We start from the raw sequence: 12532 nt of genomic DNA, 5'->3' as shown, positions 1-12532 counted from the left end.
AGCAACCCGTGGACAAGCAAGATCTTCAATGGATGATCTCCGTCGACGACCACATCATCGAGCCCCCGAACCTGTGGGTGGACCGCGCGTCGGCCGCCGACCGCGACCGAGTGCCACACGTCGAACGTATCGACGGCATCGATACCTGGATCTACGACCAGGCGCGCGCTTCGGTGTTAGGCATCCTGGTAGCGGCCCACCAAAAGCCGGCCGAGTACTCCCCGCTACCAGTGAATTACGACGAGATGCCCCGCGCCTACTTCGACCCGGTGGCCCGCATCCCCGACATGGACCAGGACCATGTGATCGCGGGATTGAACTTCCCGTTCTTCCCCCGTTTCTGCGGTCAGATGTTCGCCCACCTCGGTGACCGCGACCTCGGTCTCAAGTGCGTGCGGGCGTACAACGACTTCGTCATCGACGAGTGGTGCGCGGCAGCGCCCGGCCGCTACATCCCGATGATCATCATCCCGTTGTGGGATACCCGGCTCGCCGTGGAGGAGACGCTGCGGTGTGCCGGCAAGGGCGCCAAAGCCATTGCCTTCTCGGAGAATCTGCATCCGTTGGGGTTTCCGTCCATCCACTCGGGCGCGTGGGACGACTTCTTCGCGGTGGTCAATGAGACGAAGATGCCGCTGTGCACGCATATCGGATCGTCGTCGGTGAGTCCCACCACGGCGCCCGACGCACCGTTCGGGGTCCAGGCAGTCAACATCAACCTCAATCTGGCGAACTCGACCACGGATTGGCTGTTCTCGGGCAAGCTGCAGAAGTTTCCCGACCTGAAGATTGTGTTGGCCGAGGGCGGCATCGGCTGGATCCCCTACCTCATCGAGCGTGCCGAACACGTCGCCGCCGACTACCAATACCTACGCGCCAACAACTGGGCGGTTGATCCGGCAACGATGCGCTTGAACCCGGTGCCCACCAACCCCGAGATTTTCCCGGAGTCCCCGCGCCAACTCTTCCGCGACCACATGTACGGCTGCTTCATCGAGGACGACTTCGGGGCGGCGAATCTCGACGCCATCGGCATCGACAATGTGATGATCGAGACGGATTATCCGCACACCGACAGCCTCTGGCCCAGCTCCCTACAGGCCGCTCATAAGGCGCTCGACGGGCGATCCGACCTCGACAAGTACAAAGTGCTGCAGGGTAATGCGCGCCGTGTCTTCGACTTCGAGCCCGCCCCATACCCGGCGCTGACGTAGCCAACGGCACACCGATTCACGTGATGCGGGAGTACCAGAGCTTCATTGGCGGCCAATGGTTGAGTGACAACGCCCTTGGCACAATCGATGTCATCGATCCGGCCACCGAGGAGCTGATCGGACGAGTTGTCGATGGTGGACCAAAGCAGGCCGCTATGGCGATCGAGGCCGCCAGGCGAGCTTTCGACGACGGGCCATGGCCCTGGATGTCCGTTCGGGAACGAGCACGAATCATCAAACGGTTCGCTGAAATACTCGACGAGCGCAAAGCGGAACTTCGAGAACTCATCGTCGCCGAGATCGGCTCGACCTGCTTCATCACCGACCTGATTCAGGTCGGCGGTGCTATCGAGGCGGCCCATTACTACGGCGAATTCGTCGAACACGATGTGACGTGGGTGGAGACACCCGGCGGGCCGGTAGTCTCGCCGACCGGTCTGGGCGGCGTCACGGTGGTCCGCGAACCGGTCGGCGTGGTCGGAGTCATCACGCCGTTCAACTTCCCTTTCTCGATCAACATTCAAAAGTGCCTGGCCGCCTTGGCCGTTGGCTGCACCGTAGTACTCAAGCCCCACCCGTGGACGCCCATGAACGCCTTGGAGCTGGCCAAGGTTGGCGAGGAGGCGGGCCTGCCACCCGGGGTGTTCAACGTGGTCGTGGGAGGCGCGGGCGTCGGCGAGGAGCTGTGTACTCACCCCGGCGTCGACATGATCGGGTTCACCGGTTCGACGGCGACAGGTCGACGCATCCGCGAAGTATCGGCGGCAACGATGAAGCGCGCACAACTCGAACTAGGAGGCAAGAGCGCGCACATCGTCCTCGACGACGTCACCGAAAGCGACGTTGCGGGAATAGGATTCGGACAGGTGCTGATGCACGCTGGGCAAGCATGCACCGTAACGTCGCGACTTCTATTGCCTGAGCATCTGCTCGACGCGTATGTCGAGGGACTCAAAAACATGGCTCCGATGATCACCGTCGGGGACCCGCGCGATCCCGCCACTGTCGTCGGCCCGCTGATCAGGGAGCAACAACGTCAACGAGTGGAGTCCTTCGTCGAGGCCGGGCTGCAGGAAGGCGCGCGGCTGGTGGTCGGCGGCAAACGTCCCGAGCATCTCGCACGCGGCTTCTACTACGAACCGACGGCATTCGTCGACTGCCGCAACGACATGCGGCTGTGCCAGGACGAGGTGTTCGGGCCCGTACTGGCGGTGATCACCTATCGCTCCGAAGACGAAGCCATCCGCATCGCGAACGACTCCGTCTACGGTCTGGCGGGTCTGGTGATGACCCGCAACGCCGCAAAGGGTTTCAACGTCGCGAGGCGGGTCAGAACGGGCACCATCATGGTGCAGACCGTGGCACCCGGTGTCGACCTGGGAACCAACCCCGGTGGCGGGCAGGGACCCGGCTGGTCGCTGCCGGCACGCGGCATGTTCAACGGCGGCGGCCCATTCGGCGGCTTCAAACAAAGCGGACTCGGCCGGGAGCAAGGGCGTTGGGGCTTCGAGGAATACACCGAGCTGAAATCAATCACGATGATGTAGCGCACCCGGTTGCGTGCGGTGTTCCGGCTGGAAAGGTCGCATAGTGGAACTTCTCAGGGATGTCCGAGTCCTCGAGGTGTCACTGTTCTCCACCGATGCACTGGGCGGCCATCTGGCCGACCTGGGCGCAGAGGTGATCAAGGTCGAGCCGCCCGGCGGCGGTGGTTTCCGCGGCTCGGCGGTGTCCGGCGGCGAGCTGCAGGATTCGCACTGGAATCGCGGCAAGAAGAGCGTGGCAATAAACCTCAAAACGTCGGAGGGCCAAGAGGCCTTTCGCCGCCTGGCCGCATCGTCGTCGGTCGTAATCGACGGTCTCCGTTATGGAACCGCGCATCGCCTCGGTTTCAGCTACGACGACGTCGTCGCAGTCAACTCCAGGGTGGTCTACTGCGTGCTCAATGGTATGGGCAGCTACGGGCCCTACACCCGCCTTGCCACTCACGGGCTGTCCTTTGACTGTTTTGCCGGCTTGAGCCCGCCGATCATCGACGCGGATGGCACGCCACGGCTTTCGGGGTCGGCCACCGGGACGACGGGTGTTCTGGCAGGGCCGCTGTACGCAGCCATGGGCGTCCTCGCCGCGCTGCACGCCGCCGGGCGCGACGGCAAGCCGCAGTACATCGAGGTGGCGCAAGTTGACGCGGCGATCAATTGGAATTTTCAGCAACTTGGGGCTTTAGCGAACGGCCAACCCACCTACGGTGAAGGAATCCGCGCATCACTCCGCTACCAGTACTACCGAACTCGCGATCGTAACTACGTGGTGTTCAACGCCCTGGAGGACAAGTTCTGGCTGAGATTCTGCGAGTCACTCGACAGGATGGATCTTTACGAACCGGGGCGCCAGCAGCCGGGGAAAGACCACGAGGCAGAAGCGTTGCTGCGCAACGAGTTAACGTTGATTTTCCAGAGTCGCACACGCAAGGAGTGGACGGACTTCTTCATTGCGACCGATATCGCAGGCGCCCCCGCGTTTTTAGGAGCAGACCTGTTCGACGACGACCACGCGAAGGATCGCCGACTCCTCTACGAGCAGGTGCAGGCGGACGGAACGCGACAACGATTGATCGCACCGTGCATCAAGACCAAACCCGACGAACGATTTACCCCACCGGCAGCGCCGCACGTGGGGCAGCACACGGAGGAGTTACTCGGCTCCCTGGCGGGCTACGACGCGGCCGGAATCAAGCGACTTCGTTCGACGGGTGCAATCTGATTATGGGTGCGCGTCCATCCGCGCCTGGCGGACAAGGGTTACCTTCGACACTGCGATAGGCCAGTTGGAGGGGGAAGCGAATCAGGCGCGATGGTCGGACACGGGGCGCGCAAGCGAGTCGGTCCCGACGATGTTGCCGAACTGCTGGCATTCTGTGCCGGCGACAAAACGAGTTACCTTACCGGCGTCGAAATCCGCTGCGACGGTGCGGTTCTGGCAGTCATCCGACTCCAGGACATGATGGCGGTGGCATGTGGCGCCTGACCGCAGGAAGCCGTACCTACCGCTGGCTGTGATCGCGGTCGGCCTCGCGCATCCGTGTTTCCCGGAGCCTCGACCCGATCAACCGACTGGCCTTTCCCGAGCGGCCACGCACATTCACCTACATCAACGGCGCGATCGAAACCCCGATTTCGGTCGCGGCTGCCGTTCGCCAGTTCCGCAGGGCTGCGATCGTCCTGACCACCGGTTACGGAATTCATTTCTCCAGCAACATCATTCGAACCCAGGTCCGAACGCATCGCCGTGCGGGCGGGTAAGGCCCGTTACGTAGGGGTGTCGCACTTCCTGGCCTACCGGCTGGCCCGCACCATCGGTCGGGCGGAAACGCTCGGACTCACCCGCGTGGCGTCCGTGCAACCCCGCTACAACCTGCTGTTCCGCCAAATCGAACGTGAACTCTTGCCGCTGGCCGAGGAGGAGGGCATCACGGTCATTCCGTTCAACCCGCTCGCCGGTGGGTTGCTCACCGGGAAGTACCGCGCCGCCGGTCAGCCGGAGAAGGGCAGATTCTCCGCCGAAGTCGGGAGCCTAGGCGGTTCCCGTCGTGGCGAAGGAGGCGATGTGATCGATGGTGGTGTTCAGTGCGGTTCGTAGGGGCTCGCCGTCGCGCATGGTCTTGGCCATCAGCAGGCCGCCCTGCAGGGCAGTCAGCAGTGCCAGGGCTAGTTGGTCAACGTCGGCGCTGTCGACGAGTGCGCCGCGGGCCCTCATCGCTCCCAGTCCGTCACGGATGGCGCCCTGCCATCGCCGGTAGCCGGCCACGACGTCGTCTCGTGCGACGTCGTCTGTGTCGGCGAGCTCGCTAGCCAACGAACCCAACGGGCATCCTCCCCGAAAGTCGTTGGCCCGCGCGCTGTCCACGACCGCCTGGGCCCAGTCACGCAATCCGTCGATGTCGTCGAGGTGGGCGAGCAGGGGTTTGTGAAACCCGAGGTTCGTGTCGCTCCAAAACCCGATAACGGCGCACGTGAGGGAGTGTTTGTCGCCGAAGTAGTGGTAGATCTGTGACGCGCTGACCCCGGCGGCGACCTGGATATCCTCGAAGCTGGTGCCGGCTACTCCTTGCTGGTACATCAGGGCCGCGGCGGCGGCCAGGATGCGGTCGCGGGTGGCTTGGCCCTTGCGCGTGATCATCCCCCCAGGATAGCCGACTTTGGTGTTGGAATTCCAAAGACAGCGCATTTTTATGGAGTGATCAAACCAGCATTTCGGGCCGCGATCGCACGACGACGCACATCCACCATCGCGACGCAGGCGATGGCGACAAGTGTCATCATCCGAGATCATGCCTCCAAGAGCCGCGCTGCAGGCGGCCAGGGTGTGTCGTGGGTGGGTTGACCGTTGCCACGGACGATCGCGGGGACCCATGGTTATTTTGATGTTGACATTCCAAAGACAAGGGCGTTTTGTAGAGTAGCCAATCCAAATATTGAAAGGTGGTCGCTTGACGACACAGACGCCCACGCAACCCGCGGTCGTCACTGGTGACGTCGTGGTGATCCTGGGCCAACTAGCGACACCGTTCGCCCAGCGGGTGGACAACCAGCTCCATCCCTTCAGCAACGACTAGCCCAAGCTCCCTGCAGAGAAGGAACACGAATGAAATTTAGTGGCAAAAACGTGCTCGTCACCGGCGCGACATCCGGTGTCGGGAGAGAAGCCGCGAAACTGTTCGCCCAGCATGGCGCCGCGGTGATCGTCACCGGCCGCGACGAAACGCGCGGCAAAGAGGTCGTCAAGGAGGTCGAGGAGCTGGAGATCGCCAACGCCATCGCCTACCTGTGCAGCGAGGAGTCGAGCTTCATCACCGGTGCCGTCGTCCCGGTCGACGGTGGCCGTGTATCCGTGCTGTGAACAGCTGCCCACACCCATCTGATCCTGGGCGCAACGCCCCCCATCGCACGCAAAAACCTCACACGATTAGGAGACTTCCATGAGCAAGCAGCCTTCCCCAAACGGCAGGATGCGGGGCCAGACCGTCCTGGTCACCGGCACCACTAAAGGTGGCATCGGCTACGAGACCGCCCGCCTTCTTGGTGACGAGGGAGCCACCATCCTGACCCACGGCCGCACTCAAAAAGCAGCGGGCGCCAGCGTCGGCAGCCTCACGGTTGACGGCAACGGGGCGGGCACGTTCATCCCGGTCGCCGCGGATCTGAGCTCGATCGCCGGCGCCTGGCAGCTAGCAGACGCCGTCCGAGCCGCTGCCCCCGAGGGCATCCATGGTCTGGTCAACAACGCCGGTGCCGGGTTCAACGAGCGGCGGCTGTCCTCAGATGGCTTCGAGATGACCATGGCGATCAACCACGTAGCGGTGGCCGCCCTGACCGACGCGCTCCTGGACTCGCTGCATGCGGGTGCGGATTCTCTGGGAAGACCGTCGCGGGTAGTGAGCATGACCGCATTGATCGAGGGGCGCGGGAAAGTCGAGACCGACTGGTCCTTCCCGGGCAAGTACTCCCAGACTCAGGCCTACTTCAACGCCAAGTTGACCAACCTGCTCTGGGTCTATGCGATGGCGCGCCGACTCGACGGGCACGGGGTCACAGTCAACGCGGTCAGCCCCGGCAGCGTGAACTCGGGTTTCGGCGCCAAGGCCGGCGGGGTCTTCGGGCTGATGATGAAGCTGGGTTCGCCCTTCTACGGCCACGCCAGTAAGGGCTCCCAAGGGGTCATTCGGATCATGACCGACCGCGACCTGGCCACCGTCACCGGCGGCTACCACACGCCGTCCAAGCAAAAGAAGTCCTCGAAGAAGTCGCGAACGCCGGAACTGCAGGAGCAGGTCTACCTGCAGACCGAACGCGTCCTGCGCGCCCACCGCGACAACCACACCCAGAAGCGTCGGTGATGACCGCGCTCGCCGCACGCCGCAGCGTTGGAGTAGGGAGTCACGGCGGCGGACGGATCGGGTGCGATACCAGCAGACGGTGATCATGGCGTGGCCCGAAGGACGTCGACCCTGAACTGGCCGCTACGCCTGGGCGCTGGGGCGTAGCGGTCAGCTCTCCATCAGCCGCAGACCGGCCTGGCGAAGGACGCGTACAACGACAAGTTGGTCGCCAGGTCCAGGCGGGATGACGGTTTGGGGGCTGCCAGTGATGGAACCGTCATTGTTTGTCAGCCAGGTTGGCTCTAAGCCAACATCGTTGGTTACCAGAGCGTTTCATGCCGAAGGTGGCGGCCCTCGTGCTGGCCGCTACTCGCTGGTGCGCGTGGCCGCGATTGGAATCAGCATCAGCGTGCAGTTCGATCCCGATCGATTGTGCCAACGGTGGAACGTCCCGTTGTGGGTGAGGAAATCCCCGGCCTTGATCGTGATCTCGTACACGTTGCCGTCCTCGCCGGGGTAGGCGACATTGGTCTCGCCTTCGAGGACCACGACGAAGTCGACGGTATCGGTGCGGTGCATGCCGCCCCGGTCCTTGCCCGGCGTCATCCCTCCACCGGTGCCGAGGTTGAGCCTTCCCACAGTCTCCGAGAGGTCCGGCGGTTCGTCTCCGATGACCGGGGGAATGATCTGAATGTCAACGCGGATTCCGCCACGCGGCCCGAAGAGGCCCAGTTGCTCGTACTCACCGAGCACGTGCTCGGGGCGTAGCGGCAGTTCGGGAACCTGGTCGAATCCCCAGATATCGAAAGCGTAGGTGGCGTCCTTAACGGTCGAGGAGTCAAAGACCTCGTCGGTCTGCGTCACCACGCCCGTGGGGGCCTCGGCCGTGGTCAATCGCCTGATCTTCATTCTGTTTCATCTCCTCGTAGGTGGTGGGCCGCCCCAACGCAGGGCTGCCCGACAGTCGAAGCAGGTTGCCGGCCTCGTCGATAGTGGATTTCTGGATATATTTTGAAAGCGCATAAAATATATCTCTAGATACATAATGTTGCCTGAGTGTGTTAGTGTCAACCGTGAGGTAGTTCAGGCGCCGACGACTGAGGTTCATCCTTATTCGGCTATCTGAGGGCATTTTCGATGTGATCGTCGATCGCGTAGACACACCTCGACGAGGAACTTCCTCGAAGCAAACCCTCCAAGCAGTTCCACACATTTTGTATCGAAAGATTCAAAATATGGCAATAGTAGCGCTACACTGGTTGAAGCGGCGATGACCACTCGGACATCTGGCGAACAGCCGCTGGCGACCCTGCCCACAGGCAGGTGAAGGAGACAAACGGCGATGAACATCCCGACTACCTACGCGGCGACGGTGACAGTGCCGCTGCCCGATGACGACGTCATCAAGGAGGTCGTCGAGGCCTACTTCGGTGGCACCTATCAGCCCGACGCGACGCTGAACGTCGTCAAGATGTTCGCCGGAACGGGAGCGCACTTCCCGGGCGTGATCGATACGGTCCAGGCGATCTTCGGCCCCGAGGGCATCAACCCTAAGCACCGGCAGATGTGCATGATGCGCGTCGCCAAGGCTTTCGACGCACCCTACGAGTGGCAGATCCACTCGGCGATCGGTCGCAACGTGGGACTCGGCGACGACGACATCGCCGCCATCGCCTCCGACGGGCCCGTCACCGGCATCGACTCGGACTACGTTCTGCTGGGCCGGGCGGTCGACGAGTTCGCCAGCGCGAAGACGCTGACCGACGAGACGCTCAGCGAACTCCTGGCCACCTTTGGTGAGGACTCGACACGCAAGTACATTTTCTCGATCTCCTACTTCGTCTTCATGGGCCTGTGGCTCAACGGCTGCCGTGTCCCGCTGGAGACCACCGACAAGATCGGCGGGAGGGACACCAACCCGGCCGGGACATCTGTGGAGACCGTCTCCACTAGCTCCTAACCAAGCCGCCGGCGGCGGGCTTTCCGGCTAGTACACCGGAACAGGATCAGACGAAATCGGAAGGGGGATCAGGACAGCGGGCCCGCAGCGACGGACTCGCCCAACCTGGGCAAAAGTGATGGCAGCGAACGAATCGGTCACCGGCACCCACCGGCTCACCCCCAAGGGACGGGCCACCCGGGACCGGATCGTGGCCACGGCAGCGCAACTGATGTACGACCAGGGTGTCGCCGCCACCAGCCCCGCCGACGTTCAGAAGGCCGCTGGCGTTGGCGCTTCGCAGATGTACCACTACTTCGAGGACAAGGAAGCCTTGATCAGGGCCGTCATCGCCCACCGCGTCCAGGCTCTGCTGGCAACGCTGGGCGGGCTGGACAGCATGGAGGGTCTGCGCGCCTGGCGAGACTTCGTCGTCGACACCCAACGCCAGCGGAACTGCGCAGGCGGCTGCCCGCTCGGGTCGCTGGTCGGTGAGCTGGCCGAACCCTTCCCGGACTGTCGAGGCGACCTGGTCGGGGGATTCGACCAGTGGGAAGCGGCGATCCGCGAGGGCCTGCAAGCCATGTGGGATCGGGGCGAGTTGCGCCGCACGGCCAACCCCGACCGCCTGGCGACCGTGCTGCTGGCCGCGGTCGAAGGCGGGATGCTGCTCGCGCAGGTTCGCCGCGACTCCGCCCCTTTGGAAACCGCGCTCGATGACGTCCTCGACCGCATCGAGGAGCTTAGGCCCCGACGCGCGCCGGCCCGTCGATAAGCCTGCCGCACCCCCTGCCCGCTGGCCAGCTGTGCGTGAAGCTCTACGTCGACGGAGGGGTGGCGGTGTCCTGAACACCGCCTCCACTGCAGCTCTCCAGCAAGTCGAAATTCGTTTCAGCGCAAGAACAGCCAGTTCCTAGGAGGTCGGAAGTGCCTGCAGAGAACGTTCCCATCATGGTCTTCGATGGAGTGGCAAAGCTTCCCCCGGAAGCAAATGGCGCCGTCGCCGTCGGAGGTTCCAATGCTGCCATCCCGGCGGCGTACGTCTCGGCCAAGGCCGGCGTTCGTGCCGCCATTCACCATGACTGCGGAATCGGTCGAGACGAAGCAGGGGTCAGCGGTCTGCTCTGGGCCGAACAACACGGCATGGCCATGGCGGCCGTGGCCACCGACAGTGCCCGCGTCGGCGACGGCGCCGACATGCTCCAACGCGGCATCATCAGCCGCGTCAACGAGCTTGCCGCCCAGTGCGGTGTCGAGCACGGTCACACCGTCGTACAAGCCGTGGTGCTCTTGAAATCCGCGCCGTGGCCCCACGCCGCCGCGGACGCGCCCGAAGAGAGACGCACCGTCATCGACGGCGTCCTCTGCATCGACTCCATCTCCTTCGGCACGCCAGAAGACGAAGGCCTGGTCGTGGCGACCGGTAGCCATGGCGGAGTGACCGCCGCCCCGATGACGCGCTCATTCAGGCCACGCCTGGTGTTCTTCAACGACGCCGGCTTCGGCGCCGACGATGCCGGCGCCGCTAGCCTTCCCCTTCTCGATTTCGACGGTATCGCCGCCGCGACGGTCGCCGCAGATTCGGCGTGTATCGGTGACGGCCAGTCGACGCTGAAACACGGCTTTATCTCAGCCGTCAACGACACGGCACACCGACTCGGCGCCAGGGTCGGAGATACGGCCCTCGAAGTGGCGCGCAACGTCGCGAAGAGCGCTTGACACAGGCCCATGAGCGGGGAGGCCGGTCACGGGGTGTCCTCAAGGGCATGCCGTGACTCCGACGCCAACGCGTCGAGGTAGCGAGTGTTATCGGCAGTCACAAGCGGCCCACAGTGGCGTTGGCGCCATTCTCTCGTCCGAGAAGGTCACAGCGTCGTTGCAGGCGTCAGAGATTACGCCGACGCGTGGCCCGTGGCGGCGTGGGAAACTTCGCCTCCTCCCTGGGTGTCAACCTCGGCTGAGGCTGCCGTCGGGATGGCGTTGTCGATGAGGATGGCGGCGATGTCGGCCGCGGTGGCAAATGTGTCGCTGCCCAGGACACGGTTGCGGGCCGAAGCGCCGTCCAGGAGCAGCGCCAGTTGATCGCCGAGCTGTGCGGGGTTGCGCGCACCCGCTTCGCGCGCGGCCTCGGTGAGTCGCGCAGCGAAGGCCAACTTGTAGTCACGGGCGTGCACGCGTGCCGGGTGGGCCGGGTCGTGGATTTCGACCGCCGCCGCGATGAACGGGCACAGCGGCGCGTGAATGTCGAAGGCGGCCAGCAGCCGTTGGCGGGGCGTGAGGTCGGGGCGGTCGAACACCTCGGGCAGGACGTCGGGATCGAATCGGCGCAAGTGTTCGGCGATGAGCGCATCTTTGCCGGTGAAGTGCTGGTAGAACGTGCGCTTGGACACCTGGGCCACGGAGCAAAGCTGATCGAGGCCAGTGCTGTTGATGCCTTGATCGCGGAATAGTTGTCGGGACGCCCCGAGGATGCGTTCTCGCGCGCCCCTGCCGCGGCGCAGCCCTCGAGGGCCCTTCTCCAACTCCGTCATACGTCCAGCTTAGCCCAGTTGGGTACCGATCGGTGTGCATAGCTTGTGCTCGAGGGAACGGTCCGATAGCCTGAGGGCACCAACTAAGTACGCTAATCGGTGTACATAACTTGAGAGTAAAGGGGTGGAGTGATCGTGGGAAAACTCGATGGCAAGGTTGCCGTGATTACCGGGGCGACCAGCGGTATGGCGCTGGCGGGGGCCAAGTTGTTCGTTGAGGAGGGAGCGCACGTCTTCATTTCGGGCCGGCGGAAGGAGGCGCTGGACCAGGCCGTCGAGCAGATCGGCCGGAACGTGACCGGCGTGCAGGGCGATGCGGCCAACCTCGACGATCTGGACCGGTTATTCGACGCGGTCAAGCAGGAAAAGGGCGTGATCGACGTGTTGTGGGCCAGCGCCGGGGTGGGCGCACAGGCCAAGCTCGGCGAGATCACCGAGGAGGACTTCCACGACGCCTTCTGGCTGAACGCGCGCGGCACGCTGTTCACGGTCCAAAAGGCGTTGCCGCTGTTCAACGATGGCGGCTCAATCTTCATGACCGGATCGAACGCCTCGCTGCGGGGCTATCCCAATTGGAGTGTGTACGCCGGAAGCAAGGCGGTGCTGCCCGCTTACGCGCGGGTGTGGGTGGCCGAGTTACGGGACCGCAAGATCCGGGTGAACGTGCTCACCCCCGGCCAGGTCGCTTCGCCGATGTTGGACGAGGTGATGGACGAGGAGGCGAAGGCGCAGTTCGAGTCGGTGATCCCGCGGCGCGAGATGGGCCGCCCCGAGGAGATCGCGTCGGCCGCGTTGTTCCTGGCCTCCGCCGATTCGAGTTATGTCAATGGCCGGGAGCTGGTCGTCGACGGCGGCACCACCGTGATCTAGTGAGCGTCAACGGCTTTCGTGCCGATGCCATGTCGTCTGGCCGCTTCGTCGGGCGGGCGCACCGATCAAGTCTCACAAGCTAAAGCAACAACAGACACAA

15 protein-coding genes are annotated in these 12532 nt (G+C 63.8%); 12 read left to right on the top strand and 3 right to left on the bottom strand.

The annotated features are described in order from the left end of the window. The first annotated feature begins 8 nt into the window (after positions 1–8). The 5 genes from SKC41_RS07185 to SKC41_RS07165 all read left to right on the top strand — a co-directional run bounded on the left by SKC41_RS07185 (position 9) and on the right by SKC41_RS07165 (position 4853). On the top strand, positions 9–1214 hold the full coding sequence (locus tag SKC41_RS07185) for an amidohydrolase family protein (RefSeq protein WP_330976999.1): 1206 nt from the start codon (positions 9–11) through the stop codon (positions 1212–1214). 59 nt (positions 1215–1273) lie between these two features. Then, the gene (locus SKC41_RS07180) at positions 1274–2761 is read left to right on the top strand and encodes an aldehyde dehydrogenase family protein (protein ID WP_330976998.1); all 1488 of its coding nucleotides are present in this window, start codon (positions 1274–1276) and stop codon (positions 2759–2761) included. A 13-nt stretch (positions 2762–2774) separates the two neighbouring features. Beyond that, positions 2775–3977 (top strand): CaiB/BaiF CoA transferase family protein, encoded by a 1203-nt coding sequence (locus SKC41_RS07175; protein ID WP_330976997.1) that lies wholly within the window; start codon positions 2775–2777, stop codon positions 3975–3977. A gap of 90 nt (positions 3978–4067) precedes the next feature. Further along, entirely contained in the window at positions 4068–4241 is a 174-nt protein-coding gene (locus SKC41_RS07170) for a hypothetical protein (protein WP_330976996.1), read from the top strand. A 261-nt stretch (positions 4242–4502) separates the two neighbouring features. Further along, on the top strand, positions 4503–4853 hold the full coding sequence (locus SKC41_RS07165) for an aldo/keto reductase (RefSeq protein WP_330976995.1): 351 nt from the start codon (positions 4503–4505) through the stop codon (positions 4851–4853). Here SKC41_RS07165 and SKC41_RS07160 read toward each other — a convergent pair. Then, positions 4788–5393 (bottom strand): TetR/AcrR family transcriptional regulator, encoded by a 606-nt coding sequence (locus SKC41_RS07160; protein WP_330976994.1) that lies wholly within the window; start codon positions 5391–5393, stop codon positions 4788–4790. The two genes, SKC41_RS07165 and SKC41_RS07160, sit on opposite strands and share 66 nt — an antisense overlap. Before the next feature lie 310 nt (positions 5394–5703). Between SKC41_RS07160 and SKC41_RS07155 the strand changes: the two genes are divergently transcribed. The 3 genes from SKC41_RS07155 (at position 5704) to SKC41_RS07140 (ending at position 7110) form a co-directional block, all read left to right on the top strand. Beyond that, entirely contained in the window at positions 5704–5829 is a 126-nt protein-coding gene (locus SKC41_RS07155; RefSeq protein WP_330976993.1) for a hypothetical protein, read from the top strand. Positions 5830–5858: 29 nt separating this feature from the next. Then, the gene (locus SKC41_RS31840; RefSeq protein ID WP_442931567.1) at positions 5859–6113 is read left to right on the top strand and encodes an SDR family oxidoreductase; all 255 of its coding nucleotides are present in this window, start codon (positions 5859–5861) and stop codon (positions 6111–6113) included. Between the two features lie 79 nt (positions 6114–6192). Then, a complete protein-coding gene (locus SKC41_RS07140; RefSeq protein ID WP_330976992.1) occupies positions 6193–7110 on the top strand; it encodes an SDR family NAD(P)-dependent oxidoreductase in 918 nt (305 codons plus the stop codon). A 348-nt stretch (positions 7111–7458) separates the two neighbouring features. On the opposite strand, the gene SKC41_RS07135 is transcribed toward SKC41_RS07140, so the two are convergent. Then, positions 7459–8001 (bottom strand): hypothetical protein, encoded by a 543-nt coding sequence (locus SKC41_RS07135; protein ID WP_330976991.1) that lies wholly within the window; start codon positions 7999–8001, stop codon positions 7459–7461. A 433-nt stretch (positions 8002–8434) separates the two neighbouring features. Between SKC41_RS07135 and SKC41_RS07130 the strand changes: the two genes are divergently transcribed. The 3 genes from SKC41_RS07130 (at position 8435) to SKC41_RS07120 (ending at position 10750) form a co-directional block, all read left to right on the top strand. Continuing rightward, positions 8435–9052, top strand: coding sequence for a carboxymuconolactone decarboxylase family protein (locus tag SKC41_RS07130; protein WP_330976990.1), 618 nt, complete (start codon positions 8435–8437; stop codon positions 9050–9052). A 118-nt stretch (positions 9053–9170) separates the two neighbouring features. Further along, positions 9171–9806, top strand: coding sequence for a TetR/AcrR family transcriptional regulator (locus SKC41_RS07125; protein WP_330976989.1), 636 nt, complete (start codon positions 9171–9173; stop codon positions 9804–9806). 152 nt (positions 9807–9958) lie between these two features. Then, on the top strand, positions 9959–10750 hold the full coding sequence (locus tag SKC41_RS07120; RefSeq protein WP_330976988.1) for a hypothetical protein: 792 nt from the start codon (positions 9959–9961) through the stop codon (positions 10748–10750). Positions 10751–10923: 173 nt separating this feature from the next. On the opposite strand, the gene SKC41_RS07115 is transcribed toward SKC41_RS07120, so the two are convergent. Further along, positions 10924–11562: a TetR/AcrR family transcriptional regulator gene (locus tag SKC41_RS07115; RefSeq protein ID WP_330976987.1), complete on the bottom strand. Its 639-nt coding sequence runs from the start codon at positions 11560–11562 to the stop codon at positions 10924–10926. A 135-nt stretch (positions 11563–11697) separates the two neighbouring features. On the opposite strand from SKC41_RS07115, the gene SKC41_RS07110 reads away from it, so the two are divergent. Then, positions 11698–12432: an SDR family NAD(P)-dependent oxidoreductase gene (locus tag SKC41_RS07110; RefSeq protein WP_330976986.1), complete on the top strand. Its 735-nt coding sequence runs from the start codon at positions 11698–11700 to the stop codon at positions 12430–12432. Positions 12433–12532: the final 100 nt, after the last annotated feature.

It is taken from the genome of Mycobacterium sp. 050128, from assembly GCF_036409155.1.
Classification (GTDB): domain Bacteria; phylum Actinomycetota; class Actinomycetes; order Mycobacteriales; family Mycobacteriaceae; genus Mycobacterium.
This window is presented reverse-complemented; position numbering and strand designations above follow the sequence as displayed.

Coding starts and splice junctions, on each gene's coding strand:
- SKC41_RS07170 (WP_330976996.1), top strand. CDS start 4,068: ATGGTCGGACACGGGGCGCGCAAGCGAGTCGGTCCCGACGATGTTGCC.
- SKC41_RS07160 (WP_330976994.1), bottom strand. CDS start 5,393: ATGATCACGCGCAAGGGCCAAGCCACCCGCGACCGCATCCTGGCCGCC.
- SKC41_RS31840 (WP_442931567.1), top strand. CDS start 5,859: ATGAAATTTAGTGGCAAAAACGTGCTCGTCACCGGCGCGACATCCGGT.
- SKC41_RS07140 (WP_330976992.1), top strand. CDS start 6,193: ATGAGCAAGCAGCCTTCCCCAAACGGCAGGATGCGGGGCCAGACCGTC.
- SKC41_RS07135 (WP_330976991.1), bottom strand. CDS start 8,001: ATGAAGATCAGGCGATTGACCACGGCCGAGGCCCCCACGGGCGTGGTG.
- SKC41_RS07130 (WP_330976990.1), top strand. CDS start 8,435: ATGAACATCCCGACTACCTACGCGGCGACGGTGACAGTGCCGCTGCCC.
- SKC41_RS07125 (WP_330976989.1), top strand. CDS start 9,171: ATGGCAGCGAACGAATCGGTCACCGGCACCCACCGGCTCACCCCCAAG.
- SKC41_RS07115 (WP_330976987.1), bottom strand. CDS start 11,562: ATGACGGAGTTGGAGAAGGGCCCTCGAGGGCTGCGCCGCGGCAGGGGC.